Origin of the sequence: Ensifer meliloti, assembly GCF_030064585.1 — a bacterium.
Taxonomy (GTDB): Bacteria; Pseudomonadota; Alphaproteobacteria; order Rhizobiales; family Rhizobiaceae; genus Sinorhizobium; species Sinorhizobium meliloti.
The window spans coordinates 3138370-3161404 of the sequence record NZ_CP120365.1 but is presented as its reverse complement, the minus strand read 5'-3'; the positions used below and the strand labels follow the sequence as shown (position 1 = coordinate 3161404).

Annotated in this window: 21 protein-coding genes; 6 read left to right on the top strand and 15 right to left on the bottom strand. The window is 63.9% G+C overall.

Going from position 1 to position 23035, the window contains the following annotated elements; all coding sequences use genetic code 11:
• Nucleotides 1–19: 19 nt before the first annotated feature.
• The 4 genes from waaA to PZL22_RS22065 are packed head-to-tail and all read right to left on the bottom strand — an operon-like array spanning nt 20 to nt 3877.
• The gene (waaA, locus tag PZL22_RS22080) at nt 20–1333 is read right to left on the bottom strand and encodes a lipid IV(A) 3-deoxy-D-manno-octulosonic acid transferase (protein ID WP_003533683.1); all 1314 of its coding nucleotides are present in this window, start codon (nt 1331–1333) and stop codon (nt 20–22) included.
• 37 nt (nt 1334–1370) lie between these two features.
• Complete coding sequence (locus PZL22_RS22075; protein WP_003533684.1) at nt 1371–1607, bottom strand: DUF4170 domain-containing protein; 237 nt, start codon at nt 1605–1607, stop codon at nt 1371–1373.
• Between the two features lie 60 nt (nt 1608–1667).
• Nucleotides 1668–2486, bottom strand: a complete 819-nt coding sequence (locus PZL22_RS22070; protein ID WP_003533685.1) for a 3'(2'),5'-bisphosphate nucleotidase CysQ — start codon at nt 2484–2486, stop codon at nt 1668–1670.
• Nucleotides 2487–2530: 44 nt separating this feature from the next.
• Nucleotides 2531–3877, bottom strand: coding sequence for a TldD/PmbA family protein (locus PZL22_RS22065; protein WP_284718564.1), 1347 nt, complete (start codon nt 3875–3877; stop codon nt 2531–2533).
• A 151-nt stretch (nt 3878–4028) separates the two neighbouring features.
• On the opposite strand from PZL22_RS22065, the gene PZL22_RS22060 reads away from it, so the two are divergent.
• From PZL22_RS22060 to PZL22_RS22050, 3 genes are all read left to right on the top strand, one after another.
• Nucleotides 4029–5861: a monovalent cation:proton antiporter-2 (CPA2) family protein gene (locus PZL22_RS22060; protein ID WP_003533687.1), complete on the top strand. Its 1833-nt coding sequence runs from the start codon at nt 4029–4031 to the stop codon at nt 5859–5861.
• 138 nt (nt 5862–5999) lie between these two features.
• Nucleotides 6000–6254 carry a type II toxin-antitoxin system VapB family antitoxin gene (locus PZL22_RS22055; RefSeq protein ID WP_003533689.1) on the top strand — a complete coding sequence of 85 codons (255 nt, stop codon included), beginning with the start codon at nt 6000–6002 and terminating at the stop codon, nt 6252–6254.
• Nucleotides 6254–6640, top strand: coding sequence for a type II toxin-antitoxin system VapC family toxin (locus PZL22_RS22050; protein WP_003533691.1), 387 nt, complete (start codon nt 6254–6256; stop codon nt 6638–6640). Before PZL22_RS22055 ends, PZL22_RS22050 begins: the two co-directional genes overlap by 1 nt.
• Before the next feature lie 227 nt (nt 6641–6867).
• Here the strand turns inward: PZL22_RS22050 and PZL22_RS22045 are convergent, their stop codons facing one another.
• The 3 genes from PZL22_RS22045 to PZL22_RS22035 all read right to left on the bottom strand — a co-directional run bounded on the left by PZL22_RS22045 (nt 6868) and on the right by PZL22_RS22035 (nt 10128).
• Nucleotides 6868–7767 carry a patatin-like phospholipase family protein gene (locus PZL22_RS22045; RefSeq protein WP_003533692.1) on the bottom strand — a complete coding sequence of 300 codons (900 nt, stop codon included), beginning with the start codon at nt 7765–7767 and terminating at the stop codon, nt 6868–6870.
• A gap of 72 nt (nt 7768–7839) precedes the next feature.
• A complete protein-coding gene (gene rsmD / locus PZL22_RS22040; RefSeq protein WP_003533694.1) occupies nt 7840–8400 on the bottom strand; it encodes a 16S rRNA (guanine(966)-N(2))-methyltransferase RsmD in 561 nt (186 codons plus the stop codon).
• Nucleotides 8401–8406: 6 nt separating this feature from the next.
• Nucleotides 8407–10128 carry a pseudouridine synthase gene (locus PZL22_RS22035; RefSeq protein ID WP_127517016.1) on the bottom strand — a complete coding sequence of 574 codons (1722 nt, stop codon included), beginning with the start codon at nt 10126–10128 and terminating at the stop codon, nt 8407–8409.
• 74 nt (nt 10129–10202) lie between these two features.
• Here PZL22_RS22035 and PZL22_RS22030 point away from each other — a divergent pair, with 74 nt between their 5' ends.
• Nucleotides 10203–10652, top strand: coding sequence for a nucleoside deaminase (locus PZL22_RS22030; protein WP_003537305.1), 450 nt, complete (start codon nt 10203–10205; stop codon nt 10650–10652).
• 42 nt (nt 10653–10694) lie between these two features.
• Here the strand turns inward: PZL22_RS22030 and PZL22_RS22025 are convergent, their stop codons facing one another.
• From PZL22_RS22025 to PZL22_RS22000, 6 genes are all read right to left on the bottom strand, one after another.
• Complete coding sequence (locus PZL22_RS22025) at nt 10695–11174, bottom strand: GNAT family N-acetyltransferase (RefSeq protein ID WP_003537307.1); 480 nt, start codon at nt 11172–11174, stop codon at nt 10695–10697.
• Nucleotides 11175–11236: 62 nt separating this feature from the next.
• Entirely contained in the window at nt 11237–11857 is a 621-nt protein-coding gene (locus PZL22_RS22020; protein WP_003537309.1) for a hypothetical protein, read from the bottom strand.
• Between the two features lie 133 nt (nt 11858–11990).
• A complete protein-coding gene (ileS, locus tag PZL22_RS22015; RefSeq protein WP_127615405.1) occupies nt 11991–14900 on the bottom strand; it encodes an isoleucine--tRNA ligase in 2910 nt (969 codons plus the stop codon).
• Nucleotides 14901–15182: 282 nt separating this feature from the next.
• Complete coding sequence (locus PZL22_RS22010; RefSeq protein WP_003537313.1) at nt 15183–16166, bottom strand: bifunctional riboflavin kinase/FAD synthetase; 984 nt, start codon at nt 16164–16166, stop codon at nt 15183–15185.
• 13 nt (nt 16167–16179) lie between these two features.
• Complete coding sequence (locus PZL22_RS22005; protein WP_003537315.1) at nt 16180–17028, bottom strand: TIGR01459 family HAD-type hydrolase; 849 nt, start codon at nt 17026–17028, stop codon at nt 16180–16182.
• 314 nt (nt 17029–17342) lie between these two features.
• Entirely contained in the window at nt 17343–18170 is an 828-nt protein-coding gene (locus PZL22_RS22000) for a chromate resistance protein ChrB domain-containing protein (RefSeq protein WP_003537317.1), read from the bottom strand.
• Between the two features lie 268 nt (nt 18171–18438).
• Between PZL22_RS22000 and groES the strand changes: the two genes are divergently transcribed.
• Nucleotides 18439–18735, top strand: a complete 297-nt coding sequence (gene groES / locus PZL22_RS21995) for a co-chaperone GroES (RefSeq protein ID WP_010968824.1) — start codon at nt 18439–18441, stop codon at nt 18733–18735.
• 75 nt (nt 18736–18810) lie between these two features.
• The gene (gene groL / locus PZL22_RS21990; RefSeq protein ID WP_010968823.1) at nt 18811–20448 is read left to right on the top strand and encodes a chaperonin GroEL; all 1638 of its coding nucleotides are present in this window, start codon (nt 18811–18813) and stop codon (nt 20446–20448) included.
• Between the two features lie 505 nt (nt 20449–20953).
• Here the strand turns inward: groL and PZL22_RS21985 are convergent.
• Together PZL22_RS21985 and PZL22_RS21980 are read right to left on the bottom strand one after the other, a co-directional pair.
• Nucleotides 20954–22171 (bottom strand): NAD(P)/FAD-dependent oxidoreductase, encoded by a 1218-nt coding sequence (locus PZL22_RS21985; protein WP_284718563.1) that lies wholly within the window; start codon nt 22169–22171, stop codon nt 20954–20956.
• A gap of 87 nt (nt 22172–22258) precedes the next feature.
• Nucleotides 22259–22966: a glutathione binding-like protein gene (locus PZL22_RS21980; RefSeq protein ID WP_003537384.1), complete on the bottom strand. Its 708-nt coding sequence runs from the start codon at nt 22964–22966 to the stop codon at nt 22259–22261.
• Between the last annotated feature and the right edge of the window lie 69 nt (nt 22967–23035).

Here is a 23035-nt window from a genome sequence, read left to right as displayed (position 1 = left end):
AGGCTTCAGGCTTCGGTTTTCAGGCTTCCGGGCGCGGCTCCAGCCGCGCCTTCACCACCAGCGGGTTGATGTAGGGATCGAGCCCCTTCATCGTCGCCGTCAGCGCGCCCCGCATCTGTTGCACGGTTTCGAGTCCGGCATCGATCATCGAGCGACGCATGTCGTCGTTGGCGAGCAGGTAGTTGACACCCTTGGCGAGCATCTCCGTATCGCGCACGATCTTGGCGCTGCCGTTCTTGGCGAGCATCTGGTAGGTCTCGCGGAAATTCTGCACGTTTCCGCCGGAAAGCACCGCGCAGCCGAGCATTGCCGGCTCGAGCGGGTTCTGGCCGCCCTCGGCGAATAGCGAACGTCCGACGAAAGCGACTTCCGTCAGCCTCAGATAGAGCCCCATCTCGCCGATCGTATCGCCGAGTAGAATGTCGACTTCAGGTGTGACCGGATCGCCGCGCGTGCGGCGCGCGACCTTCAACCCCTTCGCGACCAGGGCAGCCTCGATCGCGTCGCAACGCTCCGGATGGCGAGGAACGATGATCGTAAGCAGGCCGGTTCTCTCCTTCAGCGCCTGGTGGACGGTCCCGGCCGCATTCTCCTCACCCTCGAAGGTCGAGATTGCAGCCCAGGTCTTTCGGGCACCGATCTGCTGGCGGTATTCGCGCAGGTCCCGGGGATCGTGCGGCGGCGCCTCGTTGTCCACCTTGAGGTTGCCGGAGACGGTGACCGGGAGCGCACCGAGCGTGCGGAAACGCTCCGCGTCGACATCGGACTGAGCGATGACGAGCGCGAGATTTTCGAAGAGAGCATCGGCAAGCGACGGCCGGCGCCTCCATCGGGCGAAGGTGCGGTCGGAAAGGCGTCCATTGACCAGAACCTGCGGAATATGGCGCCGGCCGAGCTCGATGATCGTCATCGGCCAGATTTCCGATTCTGCGATGATCGCCAGATCCGGCTGCCAATATTCCAGGAAACGGCTCACCGCCGGCTTGAAATCGAGCGGCACATACTGGTGCACGACGGCCGAGCCCAATCGCTCTGCAGCGACCCGCGCCGAGGTCGTGGTACCGGTGGTCAGCACCACGGCGATGCCGCGGCGGCGGATCTCCTTAATCAGCGGAGTGACTGCATTCGTCTCTCCGACACTGGCGGCGTGAAACCAGACGAGAGGGCCCTGGGGACGCGGCGCACTGGCATAGCCATAGCGTTCGCGCCGGCGTGCCGGGTCCTCCTTGCCCTTCGCCGCGCGGAGCGCAAGATAGGACCAGAAGAAGGGATAGACGGCCGTTCCGAGCCAGCGATAGCCGGAAAGTGCCAGCCTTGCGCGCAGGCTGCTCATGAACGCTTGCCCTCCGCCGCGTCCGACGCCGACGGCATTACTTCGCTTCCGGATCGAGCAGGCGATGCATGTGGACGATGAAGTAGCGCATATGCGCATTGTCGACGGTCATCTGGGCCTTGGCTTTCCAGGCGACATGCGCGCTCTCGTAGTCCGGGAAGATGCCGACGATATCCAAATTTTCGAGGTCGCGAAACTGCACGCCGGTTAGCGTCGCCAGTTCGCCGCCGAAGACGAGGTGCAGCCGTTGTTTTTTCTCGGAGTCGTGAGCCATCGAAGTTCCATCTGTGTTCTTATTGGTGTTGGGGTGGTTTGCGGCATTCGCCCCTAAAGGTCAATGGGGCTCAAGCGGCCTGGAGGCGGCGAGCAATGCCGGCAGCGCGGTTCCCGAGGCGGCCCCCAGAACGCCGTGGGTGACAGTCGGGCGGTTGTAGGACAGGGGCTCGCCATCGAGACCGCAAAGCGCCCCGCCGGCGCGCGAAAGGATGAGGTCGGCGGCGGCTAAATCCCAGTCGTGCGAATTCCGCTTGACGATCGTACCGTCGATGCGGCCATCCGCGATCATCGCAAGACGATAGGCGAGCGACGGTACGTGCGAGACGCGCATCATCGTGTTGCGATAGGGTAATGCCAGCCTGCCCATGACATCCTCGGCCGCCGCCACCTTCAGCACCGCGCCGGATTCCGCCTCCCGCACGGCAATCGCCTTGCCGTTCTTCCGCGCTTCGCCATCGCGGGTCGCCTGGAATATCTCGTTGAGGGAGGGCGCATAGAGAACGCCGGCCACAGGCTGGCCACGGTGGACGATGGCGACGCTGACGCACCAGAGATCCTTGCCGGCGATGAAGGCCCGGGTGCCGTCGATGGGATCGACGACAAAGACGGTCTCGCGGACGAGGCGGCTTTCGTCGTCGTCGGTCTCCTCCGAAAGCCAGCCATAGTCCGGCCGTGCAGCGAGCAGCCGCCCCTTGAGGATGTCGTTGGCGGCGAGGTCGGCCTCGCTCACCGGGGAACGGCCCTCATTTTTCCAGCGGACGTCCAGCGTCTTGCGGAAATAGCCGAGCGCAGTGTCGCCCGCCGCGACTGCAGCAGTAAGAATGAGTTCGAGGTCCTCGTCCCAGGCCGGGAGGATCGAAAGGGCTGTTTCTGACATGCAAATCCTTACACGCGGCGCTTAGTGCAACGCGCCGCCCACATTCATGTTCCCGCGAGCGTCATCCCTTCAACCGCAAGCGTCGGCGCGGCGATGCCGAACTTCCTGTCGATGTCGTCGGCCGGCGTCAGCGCCATGAACATCTGCTTGAGGTTGGAGGCGATCGTGACTTCGGAAACGGGATAGAGAATTTCGCCGTTTTCGATCCAGAAGCCGGAGGCGCCGCGACTATATTCGCCCGTCACCATGTTGACACCCTGGCCGATGAGTTCGGTGACATAGAAGCCGGTGCCGACGCCGCGGATCAGGTCATCGCGCGAGATGGAGCCGGGCTCGAGGGCGAGATTGGTAGAGGCCGGGCTGACCGCCGGCCCGCCGCGAACGCCGCGCCCGTTGGTTTCGAGGCCGAGCTCTCTGGCTGCGGACGTGGACAGGAACCAATGGCGCAGCACGCCATTCTCGACCATCGACAGTTTCGAGCCGCTGACCCCCTCCCCGTCGAAAGGACGCGAGGAGGCGCCGCGGACGATCAACGGATCGTCGGTAACGGCAATGCCCGATTTCATGATCTGCTTGCCCATCATGTCGCGCAGGAAGCTCGTCTTGCGGGCAACCGACGCGCCGTTGATGGCTCCCGCCAGGTGTCCGACGAAGCCGCGTGCGACGCGCGGATCGAAAACCACCGTAACGTTCTTCTGCGTCGCGACGCGGCGGGGATTGACGCGGGCCGCCGCCCGCTCGCCGGCGACGCGGCCGATATCCTCGGCAGTGCGGAGCTCATCGAAATAGAGGCGGCTGTCGAAATCATAGTCGCGCTCCATTTTGGTGCCTTCGCCGGCGATCGCGCTGACGGAGCAGCCGAAACGGGTGGCCATATAGGAGCCGGAAAAACCATGAGACGTGACGAGCACGAGCCCGCCCATGCCGGCCGATGCGCCGGCCCCGCTGGAATTGGTGACGCCGGCGACCGAAAGCGCGGCCCCTTCGGCGGCGAGCGCCGCCTCCGTGAGTGCTTCGGTCGATACGTCGCGACTGTCGAAAAGTTCGAGATCCGGATAGGACTTCGCCAGGCGATCGGGGTCGGCGAGCGAAGCGTAAGGATCCTCGGGCGACGCCTTGGCCATCGCCACCGCACGCTCTGCCAGGACCTTCAAATCGAAGCCCGGATTGGCGGAAACGCTGGCGACGCGCCGCCCGACAAAGACCCTGAGCGAGAAATCGTCGCTCTCGGAAGCTTCCGTCGCCTCCACCTTGCCGAGCCGCACCGAAACGGAACGGGAGCGGCCACGCACCACCACGGCATCTGCGGCATCCGCGCCGGCGCGGCGGGCCTGATCGACAAGCTCGGCGGCGCGTTGCTCGAGGACGGCGGAATCGATCGTCTCAGACATGATTTTGGCCTTTCATTCCTGTCCCATTTATTGTGCACTGAAGCATGCATCAAGGGCATCATCGTGATTCCCGCCCCAGCAGCAAAATGATATCCGGCCGAACAAGCCCTCCCCCACGGGCCCCCCGGCCGTTATAGCGGAAGCACCGAGCATGGAAACGACAACGATAATCTATTCGCAGGCGCTCATGCTGCTTGCCGGCGCCGTGATCGCAGCGCCGCTGTTCAAGCGTCTCGGGCTCGGCACCATCCTCGGCTATCTCGCCGCCGGCATCCTGATCGGTCCCGTCGCCCAGCAAATCACGGAAGGCGAAGAGATCCTGCATGTCTCGGAACTTGGCGTCGTCTTCCTGCTGTTCATCATCGGCCTCGAGCTGAAACCGTCGCGGCTGTGGCAGATGCGGCGCGACATTTTCGGTCTCGGTACGGCGCAGGTCGTGATCACCGGCCTCGTTCTTTCGTTCCTGATCGCGTTCAGCGGTCTTCTCGAAGGCGCCGGCAGCATCGTCGCCGGGTTCGGCCTGGCGCTTTCTTCCACGGCCTTCGCCATGCAGATCCTGGAGGAAAACAACGATACCAACACGCGCTACGGCCAACGCGCCTTCTCGATTCTCCTGCTCCAGGACCTGGCGATCGTGCCTCTGCTTGCCATCATTCCGCTGATGGCGGCGCAAGCGCCGGAGGACACAACCACGCCGCTCGAGGATTTCGCGATCGCGATCGCCGCCGTGGCCGCGCTTTTCGCCGCCGGTCGTTATCTCCTCAATCCGCTCTTCCAGGTGATCGCGCGCACGGGGGCGCGCGACGTCATGATCGCAGCCGCGCTTCTCGTCGTCATGGGCGCGGCGACGATGATGCAGCTCGCCGGCCTTTCCATGGCGATGGGCGCCTTCCTTGCCGGCGTATTGCTGGCGGAATCGTCCTATCGCCACGAGCTGGAGGCCGACATCGAGCCTTTCCGCGGTATCCTCCAGGCGCTTTTCTTCATGGCGGTCGGCCTGTCGCTCGAGCTCCAGGTGGTGGCGGAGAACCTGCTGAGCATCATCATCGCAGTGCCCGTGCTGATGCTGGTGAAGAGTCTGGTCCTTTATGGACTGTGCCGGGCTACCGGCTCACGCCATAACGACGCCGTCCGCATCGGCCTGCTTCTGCCGCAGGGGGGCGAATTCGGCTTCGTGCTCTTTACCGCAGCCGCTGCGGCCGGCGTCTTCTCGCAAGCCACCTCCTCGCTGCTCGTCGCAATCGTCACGCTCTCCATGGCGCTGACGCCGGTGGCTGCGATGCTCTCCAGGCGGCTGATGCACAAGCAGGACGAACTGGCCGAGGAAATCGAAGAGGATTTCGAGGGTGCCGGCGCCGGCGCCGACGTGCTGATGATCGGTTTTTCCCGCTTCGCCCAGATCGCCTCGCAGATCCTGCTCGCCGGCGGCCGCGACGTAACGATCATCGACCATTCCGCGGCGCGCGTGCGTCAGGCGGCCACATTCGGCTTCCGCATCTATTTCGGCGACGGAACACGCCTCGACGTCTTGAGGGCGGCCGGGATAGAGAAGGCGAAGATCGTCGCCGTATGCACGCAGAAAAAGGAGGTCACGGACAAGATCATCGATCTCGTCCATGCCGAATACCCGAATGCCCGCATCTTCGCGCGCTCCTACGACCGCCTGCACACGCTGGAACTGCGCGCGCGGGGGGTCGACTACGAACTGCGCGAGACGTTCGAGTCGGGTCTGCTTTTTGGCCGCAAGACGCTCGAGGCGCTCGGCGTGAACGGCGATGAAGCCATTGGCATCATGGACGATATCCGCCGCCGCGACGAGGCAAGGCTGGTGCTCCAGGAAGCGGAGGGCATCACCGCCGGCCGCGACATGCTGCATTCAAGGCCCGTCCGGCCGGAACCGCTGGTAAAGCCGAAGCGTGAAGTCACTCAGCCTGACGACGCTCTGGCGGATCTTGCCGACGAGACGCTGGAAAAGGCGGAGTGATTTCAGGGCCGACATGACCCCCAGGAAGTCCGCGTCACCACCCATTGACCGGCCCTGCTGCCGCATATGGACGTGCGTTCTGGATATCAATGCGCCATTCTGGTAGAATATAGATCGACAGGAACCAGGAAGCATCTGATGGCGCTGAGCATCAAGGACACTGAAACCGAGCAGCTTGCCCGCACACTTGCCCGGCGGACAGGGGAATCCATCACGCTTGCCACCAAGCGTGCCCTCGAAGAACGATTGCGCCGAACCGACACCGCTGCCCGGCGCGCGGCTCTTCTGGAGGATCTGGAAGCCATTCAACGCCGCTGGAATGCCATGCCCGTCCTCGACAGTCGCAGCTCCGATGACATTATCGGTTATGACGAGGATGGACTCCCCTCATAATGGTCATCGACACATCCGCCATTGCCGCGATTGCCTTCAATGAACAGGAGGCCGGAAGTTTCCGCGAAAAAATCGCGGACGACCCGGTTCGGCTCATCTCCGCGGCAACCGCTCTGGAAGCAGCCATGGTAATCGAAACCCGGTTAGGCGAAGCTGCCGGAGCGGAACTTGATCTTTGGCTTTACAAGGCAAACGTGGAGATTGTTGCGGTAACCGCCGAGCATATGGACCAGGCCCGCCGTGCCTGGCGCCGTTTCGGCAAAGGCCGTCATCCGGCCGGTTTGAATTTCGGTGATTGTTTTTCCTATGCCCTGGCCTTTCTGACAAATGAACCGCTTCTGTTCAAGGGAAGTGATTTCTCGCAAACCGATATCCCGGCGGCGTAACGCTCGCGCAGCTGGTCCCGCAGGAAGCGGAGGCATCACCGCCGGCCAACAGATCATTGGCCCCTCACCCTAGCCCTCTCCCCGTTCTGACGGAAAGAGAGGACGTGCCCGATGATACGACGACGGTCATCGTGGCGAAGGCAGTGCTGCGAGTCCCTTCGCCCCGCCTGCGGGGAGAAGGTGCCGGCAGGCGGATGAGGGGCAGCTGTGGAAGCTCGTGCGCGGCCTTATATCCCTTTCCTCCACCGATCGATGCGCTCTGCCAGCGCGCGCTTCACCTCGTCCTTGGTCCCGCAGGTGGCGGCAAGCAGTTCCTGGGCGCGCAGGAAATCGAGCACGCGGAACCGTCCGACATCGGGACGCAGGAGAATATCCGGTGCGCCGGCCTGCATCTTCATGGTGATGATCGACTGCATCATCAACTGGGTCGCGCCGAACAGGCTGTCGATACGGCTCGGGATCGTCTCGCCGTCGCCGTCCGGCCCGCCGACGACATCGACGGCGACGACGATATCTGCCAGTCCGCGCAGGTGATCGAAGGGGATCGGATTATAGATGCCGCCGTCGATCATCACGCGGCCGTCGATCTTCACCGGCATGAAGACCGCCGGCAGGGCGCAGGAGGCAGCGAGCGCCTTGTAGAGGTCGCCGCTTTCGCATACCCGCTCCGTCTGCCCGTAATAGTCCGTGACGATGATTTTAAGGGGGAGTGCCAGATCGGAGAAGCGGAGAGGCACCGCCTCGGGCAGGAAGGCCTTCAGCACGCGCTCTATATTGAACTGGCCGACGCGGAAACCGCTCGCCACAGCCTCGGCAAGACTGGTCGGCCTCAGTCGCCATAGGCGGTTGAGCACCTCCCCACGCCGGCCGACGGTCGAAAGCACGTGTTCGCGGATTTCCTTCCCGCTCATGCCAGCGGCCACGCCCGCGCCCATGAGGGCGCCGATCGACGAACCGGCCACGACTGCGGGGCGGAGCCCCATCTCATCGAGCGCCTCGATGACATGGATGTGGGCAAGTCCCCGCGCACCGCCTCCGCCGAGCGCAAGCGCGATGGTCGGCTCTCCCTCGCTACCCGCGGCTTTGCGTATCGTGGATAGGTTCTGCTCCATCGCCACCTCCGTCATCGGCCATCCTGCACGACGGGCAGGCCGAGATCACGCGGAATCTGAGCCGCTCCGGCCGACTTTGCGCCGATCTCAGACGCCTCGGAAGCGCAAAAAATGCATCAGCGTGTCGCCGAAGGCGCGTTCATCGACCGATTCGAAACTTTCGGAAAACTGCGGCCGGACGTCCGCGCGCTCCTCCAGGATTGCAAGGGCACCCGGAACGAGCCAACCGCCGCGGGCGGCCGCGCTCAGAGCGCGTTCGCCGAGGCCCTTGCCATAGGGCGGATCTGCGAACACCAGATGAAACGGCTCCATCGTCCCGACCGGCCCGAGATCTGTCGCGTCGCGGCGAAAGATCTTGGCCCGGCCCTGAAGGCCGAGCGCCTCGATATTGATGCGCAGCAGCCCGCGTCCCTCGACCCCTTGCTCGACGAAGAGAACCTGCCGGCAACCGCGCGATAGCGCCTCGAGCCCGATGGCCCCCGTGCCCGCGAAAAGATCGAGAACGCGCGTTCCGTCAAGCGCCTCCGGATAGGCGTGGCTCAGGATGTTGAACAGGCTCTCGCGCGTGCGGTCCGTGGTCGGGCGGATATCGTCCGATTTCGGCGCGGCCAGCGTGCGGCCGCGGAATTCTCCACCGACGATGCGCACGGCCGCCTACTTCCCCCTGCCCTGCGGCCCCTTGCCCGGCGGCTTACCGCCGCCCGGACGATTGCCGGGCTTGCCGCCACCCGGACGACCGCCGGGCTTGCCTTCAGCGGGTCTGCTGCCGGCGGGCTTTCCGACACGCGGGCCGGACGAACGATGGGCGGCCGGCTTTCCCGAAGCCGGCTTTGCAGCCACCGGTTTTCCGCCGGCGCTCGCGCGTGGCCGGTCGCCGGCAAAGCTCTTCTTGCCTTCGCCACGCGGCGGCCGAGCGCTCTCCTTGCGTCCTTCGGACGAGGTGCGGTCGTCGGCCGGGCGGGCCACTCGCTCGCCATTGGGCCGGCGCGGCGGACGGTCGCCATGGTCGCGGGATTTCCGCTCCGCGCTTTCGAGCGGGCGACGCCTCTCGAAGCCGCCGGCGCCCGCGGCGTCCTTGCGACCGGCGGATTTACCCGCCTTGCCCTGGCGTTCCGCATCGAAGCCGCCCGCTTTCGCCGCAGCGTCCTTCGGGCGGTCGCGGCGTTTACCTTCCGCAGGCGCGCGCCGCGCCGCCTTCGGCGACAGGTCTTCCTCCGCTGCCTTCGGCTTTTTCTCGACGGTCGGACGCGCACCCGGCGCCATCCAGACGTTGGAAGAGCGGTTACGCCGGACTGGCGGGCGCGCCGGACGCTCCTCCGGCTTCCCGCGGCTGCGGCCGCGTTCGCTCGGGCGACCATCGTCGCGGCGGGTATCGAGGCGGGCAAGAGCACGCTCGCGCTTGTCCTCGGCCTTCTCGCGCTTGCTGCCCCATTCCGCCTTGCCGTGATCGGCGGGCTCCGCTTCGGGCTCGGCAGCAGCCGGCTGGTCGTTATAGATCGGCGCGTCGAAATTCGCCTTGGAGTCGGCTATCAGCCGTGGCCCTAGCTGTTCGCGCAGCGTGCGGCCGCGTATTTCCTGAACCTGGCCGATCGGCAGCTCGCCGAGCTGGAACGGACCGTAGGAGATGCGGATCAGCCGGTTGACGTCGAGGCCGAGCGCGCCGAGGACATTCTTGATCTCACGGTTCTTGCCTTCCCGCAGGCCCATGGTGATCCAGACGTTCGAACCTTGCACCCGATCCAGCGTCGCCTCGATCGCTCCGTAAAGGACGCCGTCTACCGCGATGCCCTCCTTCAGACGGTCGAGCGCCTCCTGATCGATTTCCCCGTGCGCCCGCACGCGGTAGCGGCGCAGCCAGCCGGTCGACGGCAGCTCGAGCACGCGCGCAAGCCCGCCGTCATTCGTCAAGAGCAGCAGGCCCTCGGTATTGATGTCGAGGCGACCGACCGACAGAACGCGCGGCAGTTCTTCGGGCAGGTTCTCGAAGACCGTCGGACGGCCTTCCGGATCGGCATTGGTCGTCACGAGGCCGCCCGGCTTGTGATAGAGCCAGAGACGCGTCCGTTCGATGCCGCGGATCGGATGGCCGTCGACCTCGATCCTGTCGGCGAGCGTCGCATTGACGACCGGCGTGTCGAGCACGACGCCATTGAGGCTCACCCGCCCTTCCATGATCATCCGCTCGACGTCGCGACGCGACGCGACGCCTGCGCGTGACAGTATCTTCGAAATGCGCTGCGGCTCGTCCGCACCGGTGGGCGCCGCCGGACCACTGCCGGCTGCCCGTGCCGCAGGCTTCTCGCTGCCGGAATGAGGTTTCTTGTCGCGACCCTTGGCCTTGCCGCCGGGCCTCGTGGGCTTGTCTTTGGATGTCATTTGTGTTGCCTGCCTTTTGCGGCTGTCCTATCAGGTCGTAGGCCGTGGGTTAAGAGGAAATTGTCGAACGAACAATGGCAGAAACGGCGCGCTTCATGCAGGCGGCCCTTCAGGAGGCCCGAAAAGCGGCGGCACGCGGCGAAGTGCCGATCGGCGCCGTCGTCGTGCTCGACGGCAAGATGATCGCCGCTGCAGGAAACCGCACCCGCGAACTCAACGACATCACCGCCCATGCGGAGATCGAGGCCATCCGCCACGCCGCGGCGGCCGTCGGCGACGAGCGTCTTTCGGGAGCCGACCTCTATGTCACTCTCGAGCCCTGCACCATGTGTGCGGCCGCGATCTCCTTCGCTCGCATCCGCCGCCTCTACTATGGCGCGGAGGATCCGAAAGGCGGCGCGGTCGACAACGGCGTCAGGTTCTATGCTTCTCCCACCTGCCACCACGTGCCGGATGTCTATTCCGGTCTTGCCGAGCGGGAGGCCGCCGACATTCTGCGCGAATTCTTCGCCGGCCGGCGTTAAAAGCACTTCGGGGTAGCGTTCTCCCCGGGAGCGCGTGAAGTGTCAGTCCGCTGCGAACGCTTCCAGCCCCTTGCCGGCGAGCCGGTAACGCGTCCATTCCGACATGGGTTCCGCCCCGACGGCCTCATAGACGCGGATGGCGGGCTCGTTCCAGTCAAGCACGCTCCATTCGAAGCGGCCGCAGCCTTCCGCGACTGCCGTCCGCGCCAGGTGCTTCAGGAGCGCCTTGCCGGCGCCCGAGCCCCTAAACTCCGGCGAGACGTAAAGATCCTCCAGATAAAGCCCCTTGCGCGCCTGCCAGGTGGAATAGCTGTAGAACCAGATGGCAAAGCCCGCGGGCTTGCCGTCGGCTTCGCAGATCACGGCGCGCGCGACGGCATCGGCTCCGAAGAGCGACTCGTGCACGCGCTCGACGGTTGCCTCGACCTCGTGCGGCGCCTTTTCATAAGTTGCGAGTTCCGTAATGAAACGGAGGATCGTCGCAGCGTCACCGGGAACGGCATCGCGAATGCTGATAGCCATGGCTTAGGACCAATTCCAAAACTTGGATGCGAGCGGAACCGCGCGCACTTTCTCATTCCGCTCTAAAACGGCCAGTACCACTTGCTTCCGGAGTTCTTGATCTGCGCCTCCTTCTTGCGGCGGCGCTCCTTGTCCTTCTCCGGTTCCCCGAGATCGACTTCGGAGCCCTCCGGCAGTCGACGGTATTCGAGCGGCGGGTCGCTCAGGAAGCGGCGCTTGTCCGAGTAGGCGCCCTGCTCGATCTTGCGCGCCTGGCGATAGGCCTCCTGCTGCTCCTTGGCGGAAAGGCGGCGGCCGTTGGCATTCGCTTTTGCCAGCGGCGAGACGTAGTTGGGATCGTTCTTGTTGGCGTCCGCCTCGTCGCGCAGACGCGCGCGCGTCTCTTCGGGAGACTCGACCCAGGCCGGGTTGGCCTCGCGGCTTGCAAGCGACTGCTGCGGCTCGACAAGAGCGGTCTGCTGCTGTTGCGGCGGCAGCACCAAACCGGGGCGCGGCTGATACTTGACCGGATCCTTCTTCGCGGGAGCGAGGCTGACCGCGCTGCCGAGATCGTCGAGCAAATGCTCGCCAGCCGTCTTGTCCGTGCCATAGGTCGGGCCGCCGATGCAGCCGGAAAGCACCAGGCCTCCCGCCAGGATGGCGGCAATGCCGGCGGCCACTCGCAACTCTCGCGTCATTCCCATGAGATTCCTTCCAGCCGGCCGCGTCTCGCATGATGCGGCCATTCAGCGCCCCATGGCGGAAAAATCCGCCAAATTTCGGGCAGGTTTTACCGGATGAAGAGCCTGAGTGCAATTCACCCGGTAAACCGATCGATTACGGCTTGAAGCCGAGCTCCCGCAGGGCAGCCGCGTCGCGCGCGGAGACGTCCGGATAGAGCGGATCGGAGCCGACATCGGTGGTGATTCGCCAGGAGCGGGCGCATTTGCGGCCCTCGGCGAGTTTCGGTACGACGCTGACTTTGGCGACGTCCGGCAGCCTGAACGCATCCTCCGGGCCATCGCCGCCGTCGACTTCGATTGCCGAGGTGATGCAGATCTCGGCGAAGTCCTGGCCGTTGAGCGCCTGGAGCAGATCCGGATCGGCGACATGGACGGCCGGCGCCGCCTCCAGCGAAGAGCCGATGCGCTTTTCCTTGCGCTCGATCTCGAGCGCGCCGGTCACCACCTTGCGGACTTCGCGGATCTTCCGCCATTTCTCGGCCAGCGCGTCGTTGCGCCATTCCGCCGGGACCGTTGGGAACTGTTCGAGATGCACGGAGACGGCTTGCGGGTTGCGCGAAAGCCAGGCCTCCTCGGCGGTGAAGGGCAGCATGGGTGCAAGCCAGGTCACCAGGCAATCGAAAAGCGTGCGGATGACCTGCAGGGCCGCGCGGCGGCGCAGCGACGAAGGTGCGTCGCAATAAAGCGCATCCTTGCGGATATCGAAATAGAAAGCCGAGAGTTCGACATTCGAGAAATCGATGAGCGCCCGGGCAATCCTCTTGAAGTCGAAGGCGTCGTAACCTTCGCGCACCAGCCGGTCGAGTTCGGCAAGGCGATGCAGCATCAGCCGTTCGAGCTCCGGCATGTCGGAAAGCGCTACGACCTCGCCCTTGTCGTGGGCGAGCGTGCCGAGCATCCAGCGGATCGTGTTGCGCAGCTTGCGGTATGCGTCGATGTTCGTCTGGATGATGGTCTTGCCGAGGCGCTGGTCTTCCCAATAGTCCGTCGTCATGACCCAGAGGCGCAGGATGTCGGCGCCGGCATCCTTCATCACCTCCTGGGGCGTGACGGTATTGCCCTTCGACTTCGACATCTTCTCGCCCTTCTCATCCATGGTGAAGCCATGGGTGATGACGGCGTTGTAGGGCGCGCGGCCGCGCGTCGCGCAGCTTTCGAGCAGCGAGGAATGGAACCAGCCGCGGTGCTGGTCGGACCCTTCGAGATAGACGTCGGCCGGCCATTTCAGCTCCGGACGGTCCTCGAGCGTGAAGGTGTGGGTCGACCCGGAATCGAACCATACGTCCAGGATGTCCGTGACCTGGTGCCAGCGGGCATGATCGTGGTCGTTGCCGAGGAAGCGCTCTTTCGCGCCTTCTGCGAACCAAGCGTCCGCTCCTTCCTTCTCGAAGGCGTCGAGGATGCGGGCATTGACCTCGTCGTCCACGAGGATTTCGCCCTCATCGTCGGCGAAGATCGCGATCGGCACACCCCAGGCGCGCTGGCGCGAAAGCACCCAGTCGGGGCGCTGCTCGATCATCGCCCGGAGACGGTTCTGGCCGGCGCCGGGCACGAAACGGGTTTCGTCGATCGCGTTCAACGCGCGCGATCGCAGCGTCGAGCCGTCGCCGAAATCCTTGTCCATGGTGACGAACCATTGCGGCGTGTTGCGGAAGATGACCGGCTTCTTCGACCGCCAGGAATGCGGATAGGAATGCTTCAACCGGCCGCGCGCGAAGAGCGCGTGGCGGCCGATCAGAGCCTTGATGACGCGCTCATTGGCGTCACCCTTCTTGCCCTTGTCGTCGATGACGCGGCCGGCGCCGCCTTCCGCATCCGGACCGAAACCGGGGGCGTCGGCGGTGAAATAGCCGGCATCGTCGACCGGGAACGGGATGGTGGACGAGATGCCGCGATCCTCGAGGAGACGCACATTGTCCATCCAGGCCTCGAAGTCTTCGCGACCATGGCTCGGCGCCGTGTGGACGAAGCCGGTGCCGGCATCGTCGGTGACGTGCTCGCCATCGAGGAGCGGCACGCTGAAAGCGTAGCCTCCGCCCAGGCCATGAAGCGGATGGGCGCAGGTGATCGCCGCCAGTTCGCCCGCTTCGATATCGCGCACGAAATTGAACGTGACCTTCGCCTTGGCCGCCGACTCGTCCGCCAGCCGCTTGGCGAAGATCAGCTTCTCGCCCGGCTGCGGGCCGTAGTCGTTCTCGGCGGTCGCGACCTCATAGAGCCCATAGGCGTATCGCGACGAATAGGCGATCGCGCGGTTGCCGGGGATCGTCCAGGGGGTCGTCGTCCAGATGACGACAAAGGCGCCGGCAAGCGCTTCGGGCCCCTCGGTAACCGGGAACTTCACCCAGATCATGTCGCTTTCGACGTCGGCATATTCGACCTCGGCCTCGGCAAGTGCGGTCCGCTCGACGACGGACCACATGACCGGCTTCGAGCCGCGATAGAGCTGGCCGGACCTGGCGATCTTCATCAGCTCGCCGGCGATGCGCGCTTCCGCGTGGAAGTTCATCGTGGTGTAGGGGTTTTCGAAGTCGCCCTCGATGCCGAGGCGCTTGAACTCCTCGGTCTGGATCCCGATCCAGCCGCTGGCGAATTCACGGCATTCCTTACGGAACTCGTTGACCGGTACCTCGTCCTTGTTCTTGCCTTTCTCGCGGTACTTCTCCTCGATCTTCCATTCGATCGGAAGACCGTGGCAGTCCCAGCCCGGCACGTAATTGGCGTCGAAACCGCGCATCTGGAACGAGCGGTTGATCACATCCTTGAGGATCTTGTTCAGCGCGTGGCCGATATGGATGTTGCCGTTGGCATAGGGCGGGCCGTCGTGCAGGACGAACTTCTCGCGGCCGGCAGCGGACGCGCGGAGCTTTTTGTAAAGCTCCATCTTCTGCCAGCGGGCGACGGTCTCCGGCTCCTTCTGCGGCAGGCCGGCCCGCATCGGAAAGTCCGTCTGCGGCAGGTAGAGAGTGGAAGAATAGTCGATCTTTTCAGCAGTCTCGGTCATGGTTTTCGCATTCGTCTTTTCCGCGCGGGGCAGTCACGCAGGCGGAAGGGTTCGGTAATCTCGAAGATGAATGGGGGCGTTGAAACGCCGAAATCCCGGACCTTCCGGCGCAGACTAGAGCGCGCGGAAAGCCGGGCCAATAATTCGCTGATCGATGATCACTCGATGGAACCGGGTCATGTGGCCGGTTCTTTAAGGCGTTTTCCGCCTTTTGAAAAGGTCCGCCGGCCACACATGCCCGAATTCTTTGACGCATTGGGTGGCACAGGGCCCTGGCGCCGCTCAGGCGAAATTGAGCCTGCGGTCGATCCCGCTCAGGGGCTGGACGCCCGCAAGCAGCGCGCGCGCCTCGCTCTCGTCCTTGCGCATCTGGACCATCAATGGCTCCAGACCGTCGAACTTGAGTTCGTCGCGCAATCGGCCGAAGAAGGATACGGCGCAGATCTCGCCGTAGAGATCCGCGGAGAAATCGAAAACGAAGGTCTCCAGCAGGGCTTCGCCGTCGCTGTCGACGGTCGGGCGACGGCCGAAGCTTGCGACACCGTCATGGAGCGACCCGTCCGCCCTGCGGAAACGCACCGCATAGATGCCGCTTTTCAGCTCCGCCTCTGGCGGCAGGCGCATGTTCGCGGTCGGATAGCCGAGCGTGCGGCCGAGCTTCTTGCCGTCGATGACTTCGGCTTCGACCGTATAGCGATAGCCAAGCAGCCCGGCCGCGTGCGGAACGTCGCCCTCGGCGAGCAGGGAGCGAATGAAACTCGAGGAAATCACGGCGGCGTTTTCGTCGCGGAAGGCATCCACGAGCGTCACGCCGAATCCCTCGCGCTCCCCGGCCGCCATCAGGAAGGCCGGCCCGCCTTCCCGCCCCTTGCCGAAATGGAAATCGAAACCGGTGACGACATGGGAGGCGTGCAGCCATTCGCGCAGGATGCTATGAATGAAGTCGGAGGCCGAAAGCTCCGAAAAGCTCCGGTCGAAGGGATATTCGATGACGGCCCCAAAGCCCATTCCCTCGAGGATGCGGGCTTTCAGCGGTGCCGGGGTGAGGCGGAATACCGGCGTGTCGGGCCGGAACACGGTACGCGGATGCGGCTCGAAGGTGAGCACGAGCGCCGGAACGGCCCGCTTCACAGCCTCCTCCAGCGCGCGGTTCAGCACCGACTGATGGCCGCGGTGCACGCCGTCGAAATTGCCGATCGCGACCACACCGCCGCGAAGATGTTCGGGCAGCGGATCGCGGGTCTCGTTGCGGTGAAAAACGGTCATGCCGATCGTCCCGTCATGCCAGCCGCGGCATCCACCATTTCGGCTGGGCCCCATTCTGCCTCAGAAAGGCCATGAGCCTTGCTTCGTCGGTCCGGCTTTCATGCATGTATTCCTGCGCATGGATGCCCGCGCTGATGTAGAGCAGGTCGAAGCCGGCATCCTGTGCGCCCTTGACGTCGGTCGGCATCCCGTCGCCGATGGCGATGACGCGCGAAAGGTCGAAGGCACCCCTGGCGGCCTTGGCCTCCGCGAGAGCGGCGCGATAGATCGCGATATAGGGCTTGCCGGCAATGCGGGCCTCGCCGCCGAGCTCTTCATAGAGTTTGGCGATGGCACCGGCACAGGGGATGAGCCTATGTCCGCGCTCCACGACAAGATCGGGGTTGGCGCAGATGAACGGTATTTTCCGCTTGGCGAGCCCCGTCAGCGTCGCGCGGTAGTGCTCGGGCGTCTCGGTCTCGTCATCGTAGAAGCCGGCGCAGACGATCGTCTCGGCCTCGTCGGCGGATACGATCTCGGTGCCGAGCCCTTCAAGCAGCGGCAGATCCCGGTCCGCCCCGATAAAGAAGATGCGTTTGTCGGCCGCCGCAATCAGCGCCTGCGTCACGTCCCCGGAAGTGACGATACGGTCATAGGCTTCGTCGGGGACGCCGAGGCCGCGGATCTGCACCGTGACGCCCGGATGCGGCCGGGGTGAATTGGTGATGAGAACGACGGTGAGCCCCTGGGCGCGCGCCTCGGCCAGCGCTTCGCAGGCGGATGCAAAGGCTTGAATGCCGTTGTGAAGCACACCCCAGACGTCGCAAAGGACAACGTCGTAGCGACCGGCGATTTCCCGAAAACTGTTGATCCTGACGGCCATGCTGGCTTCCTGCAAACTCGGCTTTCCGGCTGACATCGCAAGGAAGGGGCAAGAATACAAGCCTTACGCCGAGAAAAACGCGGCACTTTCCCAAGGATTTTAAAGCAATTCCGGGAAGCGGCGCGTTGAAGCTCCGGTCGGTTTTGTCGGCGCGCATGGCGATGCGCTTGAATTCCTCGAGTGCCGACTGCGCGGCCTATTGCATGTTTCCTTTGGCAGGAAACGGATCCTGCAGTCTCGCCTCTTCCAGGGATGTGGTAATCAAACAAGCCGCGGCGGGAAGGCGGGCGCGGCTTCCACGGCTGTCCCTCCGTTCATGGCCTTTTCCCCTTTCCGCCATGCGATACCCAGTCGTGCTTTTCCTGCGTCGCATCACGCGCCCAGCGATAGAGCGCATCATAGATCGTCATCCCCGCCTCGAGTTGTTCGAGATCATCGGCATACATGCGCGATAGGCCGAGTGAAACGGCAAGCAGCCCCGCCGCCTCCGGTTCCAGTTCGCGCCTGTCCGTGTCGGCGCCGCGCACGATACGGGCGACGTGCTCCAGCGCGGGGAACGAGAGACCGAATTCCTTGACCATCGTGTCGAAGGTGCATTCCTCGCCGCGATGACTCCAGAAGACGCCCTCGATGTCGAACGGCGTCGCACCGAAGCGCTCGCCGACCGCCTCGACCTCCGCGGGCGTGACATAAAGAAACCGGGCACGCGGGTCGACGAAGCGCCGGATCAGCCAGGGGCAGGCTATGCGGTCGATCTTCGGCCGCGATCGGGTCACCCAGACGGATCCCCCCGAAGGGTCTGCATTCGGAAGGCTTGCGACCGGAACGAGCGGCAGTCCCGCGGCCCGCCACGCTTCGATACCGCCGTCGAGTATCTCCGCAGCCGCGCCTGCATGACGCAGCCATGCGGCGGCACCCTCGCTGAGTTTGCCGCCGTGCTTGCAGAGCACGACAACCCAGCCGCCGCGGTATTCCTCGGCCCATTGCGGCACGTGAACATGGCCGCGATGGAAGGAGCCCGGCACGAGATGATGATCGGCTGCGAAGTCGTCGTCATCGCGCACATCGATGACGACGGGCGCCTTGGGAGTACCAACGAGACGAGCGAGTTTTTCGGATGAGATGGAGTTGAACGATGCCATGATACGACGTCCTTTAGATCGTTAGCGGACGCGAAATTCCGGCATGGCGCCTCGTGAGGCATTCGCTTACCCCATGGCACTCATCAAACAAAAGTGCGCCCGGTCTGTCAACGATCATGGCCGGCAAAAAATCTCGGAGCCTATCCTTGACTCATTTCACAGCCAGCCTTATCTCGGCTGGCGCTAGCACTCGCTTGATATGAGTGCTAACACCCATCTGGCGGGTCCATCCGTGACCCGCAGTGTCATTTGATCGAGGGATTAGACAATGGCAAGCACCAATTTCCGTCCGCTGCACGACCGGGTTGTCGTCCGCCGCGTCGAGTCTGAAGAAAAGACCAAGGGCGGCATCATCATTCCGGACACCGCTAAGGAAAAGCCGCAGGAAGGCGAGATCGTGGCTGTCGGTTCGGGTGCCCGTGACGAAAGCGGCAAGGTTGTTCCGCTCGACGTGAAGGCTGGCGACCGCATCCTGTTCGGCAAGTGGTCCGGCACCGAAGTCAAGATCAACGGCGAAGACCTTCTGATCATGAAGGAAGCCGACATCATGGGTGTCATCGGCTGATCGCCGGCAACCCTTCAAACTTCCGCAATTTGAAACCGGACCAGTTCCGGAATTTCGAAACCAGGAGCTTTCAAAATGGCAGCTAAAGAAGTCAAGTTCGGCCGCAGCGCGCGCGAAAAGATGCTGCGCGGCGTCGACATCCTCGCCGACGCAGTCAAGGTGACGCTCGGCCCGAAGGGCCGCAACGTCGTTATCGACAAGTCGTTCGGCGCGCCGCGCATCACCAAGGACGGCGTTTCGGTCGCCAAGGAGATCGAACTCGAAGACAAGTTCGAGAACATGGGCGCCCAGATGGTCCGCGAAGTCGCTTCGAAGACCAACGACATTGCCGGTGACGGCACGACGACTGCAACCGTTCTCGCCCAGGCGATCGTTCGCGAAGGCGCGAAGGCCGTTGCCGCCGGCATGAACCCGATGGACCTGAAGCGCGGTATCGACCTGGCTGTCGCCGAAGTCGTCAAGGACCTGCTCGCCAAGGCCAAGAAGATCAACACCTCGGACGAAGTCGCCCAGGTCGGCACGATCTCGGCAAACGGCGAAAAGCAGATCGGTCTCGACATTGCGGAAGCGATGCAGAAGGTCGGCAACGAAGGCGTCATCACGGTTGAAGAAGCCAAGACCGCCGAGACCGAGCTCGAAGTCGTCGAAGGCATGCAGTTCGACCGCGGCTACCTGTCGCCCTACTTCGTCACCAACCCGGAAAAGATGGTCGCCGACCTCGAAGACGCTTTCATTCTCCTGCACGAGAAGAAGCTCTCCAACCTCCAGGCGATGCTCCCGGTTCTCGAAGCCGTCGTGCAGACCGGCAAGCCGCTCCTCATCATCGCTGAAGACGTCGAAGGCGAAGCACTCGCAACGCTCGTCGTCAACAAGCTGCGTGGCGGCTTGAAGATCGCTGCCGTCAAGGCCCCGGGCTTCGGCGACCGCCGAAAGGCCATGCTCGAAGACATCGCCATCCTGACGGGCGGCACGGTGATCTCGGAAGACCTCGGCATCAAACTCGAAAGCGTCACGCTCGACATGCTCGGCCGCGCTAAGAAGGTTTCGATCACCAAGGAAAACACGACGATCGTCGACGGCGCCGGCCAGAAGTCCGACATCGAAGGCCGCGTCGCTCAGATCAAGGCCCAGATCGAAGAAACCACCTCCGACTACGACCGTGAGAAGCTGCAGGAGCGCCTTGCCAAGCTCGCCGGCGGCGTCGCTGTCATCCGCGTCGGCGGTGCGACGGAAGTCGAAGTGAAGGAAAAGAAGGACCGCATCGACGACGCCCTCAACGCGACGCGCGCTGCCGTTCAGGAAGGCATCGTACCGGGCGGCGGCGTTGCCCTGCTGCGTTCTTCCGTCAAGATCACCGTCAAGGGTGAGAACGACGATCAGGACGCCGGCGTCAACATCGTTCGCCGCGCTCTGCAGTCTCCGGCCCGTCAGATCGTTGAAAACGCTGGCGACGAAGCCTCCATCGTTGTCGGCAAGATCCTCGAGAAGAACACCGACGACTTCGGCTACAACGCTCAGACCGGCGAGTATGGCGACATGATCGCCATGGGCATCATCGACCCGGTCAAGGTCGTTCGCACCGCGCTTCAGGACGCAGCGTCGGTTGCTTCGCTGCTCATCACCACCGAAGCCATGATCGCCGAACTGCCGAAGAAGGACGCTCCGGCAATGCCTGGCGGCATGGGCGGAATGGGTGGAATGGACATGATGTGATAAGGCGACAGCCTTAGCACGATCCATCCGGATCTGAAGGGCGGCTCTCGAGCCGCCCTTTTTGTTTTAACGCCGCCGGCCACGAAGCAGAGATCGCGAAGGCCCGCCAGCGGTTTCCATGTTCGGCGCTTGCCGCTTTCCATTTGGTTTCCGTAGGTCTTATTGCTCCGGCCCCCGCCACAATCCGCAGAAATATAAGTTGGCTGCCACGTCTGGCCCTCGGGAGGGGCCGTTGCCGCGGAGAAATCCGGCTGGCTCTCGCTTCCAGTTATGCAGTCTGCCGACGGGATCGTTCGGGATAGGTGAAGGTCAAGCCGCTTGTCGTCTCCCCCCTTGTGGGGGAGAATATTTGCGGCGGGCTCTCGCTTCCGCTTCTGCGTTCTGCCCGTGGCATCGTTTGGGCATGTGAAGTCAAAACCGCTTATCTGCCCCAAGGCAATGGTCCCGCGAGAGGATCAGATGGTATATGCCCTAGGTTGCAGCGCAGACGGCGGTAGCGCGGCTGCTATACAAGCAATGCCTTCAGATCGACCTGCGGATCCGCGAGCAGCAAACGGTCCGGCGTGGCCCCCGCCTCGAGAAGCTTCTTCCCCGTCACATAGGCCTTGGCGTCGTTGATCGCATCGACCGCGATCAGTTTGCCCTGGCGGAAATACCAGACCGAGGCGCTGCCCTGACGCTGGCCCTGGCGGACGAGCGTTTCGTCGTGGCCGAGGCCGAAGCCGGCGATCTGCAGTTTGACGTCGTACTGGTCGGACCAGAACCATGGCTTCGGATCGTAGGGATCGGTGCTGCCCGCAAGAACCGCGGCAACCGCTTCCGCCTGATCGACGGCATTCTGCACGGATTCGAGGCGGATGCGCATGCCGGCCCACGGCAGGACGGCGCAGTCGCCCATGGCGACGATCGTTGGATCGGAGGTCCGGCCATGGCTGTCGACGACAATGCCATTTGCGGTTTCGATGCCGGCTTCGTGCGCCAGCGCATCATTCGCCGCCACGCCGATGCCGACGATCACGATGTCGACGGGAATGACGGAGCCGTCGGAGAGTTCCGCCGCCGTCACGCGGCCGTTGTCGCCGATCAGACGATGGAGCCCGGTGCGCTCACGTATGTCGACGCCGTGAGAGCGGTGGATTTCGCGGACGATCGCCGAGGTGGCGGCGGAGGCGACGCGCTGAAGGATCCGATCGGCCATTTCGATGACCGTGACCTCAAGCCCCGAAGTCCGGGCAACCGCCGCAGCCTCGAGGCCGATATAGCCGCCACCGACGACCAGCACCCGCCGGCCGGGCTGCATCTCCTCTGCCAGCCGGTCGGCATCCCGGAAATCGCGCACGACGAAAACGCCCGCGAGATCGCCGCCCACCGCAGCCGGCAGCCGGCGCGGCGTGGCGCCGGTCGCGAAGGCAAGCGTCTCATAGGTGAGCATCGAGCCGTCGCTCAGCGCTGCCTGCTTTGCGAGACGATCGACCCGCGTCACCGTCGTGGAAAGGCGAATGTCGATCTCGTGCTCCGCATACCAGGCCTCCGGCCGGTAAAGCAGGCGATCGAGGGTCATTTCGCGCAACAGGTATTTCTTGGAGAGCGGCGGCCGCTGGTAGGGCAGGCTCGCTTCGGCGGCGACGACGGTGATCGGACGCATGTCCTTGAGGGCGCGAAGCTTGGCGACCAAAGCGAATGCGGCTTGACCGCCACCGACAACAACAAGTCTTCCCGACACCTGCTCCACCTCAATCGTCTCTGCTCATCGCTATCCTCCCGGCCGGCGTTCGGTCAATCTCCGGCCGGAAGGCTCCGCGCTCTTGATCTACTCCTTGCGCGGGATCTCCATGCCCTTCTGGGCCGCAGGGCGTGCCAGGCCGCGATCCACCCAGTCCATGACATTCGGGAAGCTCTTATAGTCGAGCACCTCGGCGCCACCATAGAACTTCCGCGCCCCTTCCACCCAGGGATAGGTGGCGATGTCGGCGATGGTGTATTCCTCCCCCATCAGCCATTGACGGCCCTCGAGCCGCGCTTCGAGGACGCCGAGAAGACGCTTCGCTTCGTCGCGATAGCGCTGAACGGGATAGGGGTTGTTGGCGACCTTGTCGGCGGCAAATTTGAAGAAATGGCCGAACTGCCCGAACATCGGTCCGATGCCGCCCATCTGGAACATGACCCAGCACAGCGTCTCGTAGCGGCGGGCCGCGTCCGCCGGAAGGAGTTTGCCGGTCTTTTCCGCAAGATAGATCAGGATCGCGCCGGATTCGAAGAGGCCGATCGGCTTTCCGTCCGGTCCGTTCGGATCGATTATCGCCGGGATGCGGCCGTTCGGATTGAGGGACAGGAATTCGGGCGACTTCTGCTCGTTGGTATCGAAGGAAATGCGGTGCGCCTCATAGGCCAGGCCCAGTTCTTCGAGGGCAATCGAGACCTTCACGCCATTCGGCGTCGGAAGCGAATAGAGCTGGATGATATCGGGACTTTTCGCCGGCCAGCGAGCCGTGATCGGAAACGAGGAAAGATCAGCCATGACGGATGCCTCTAGGTGGGAAATCGAAAGGGTGTCTGCCGCCCCAACATAGGGAGCGCCGGTTGCATT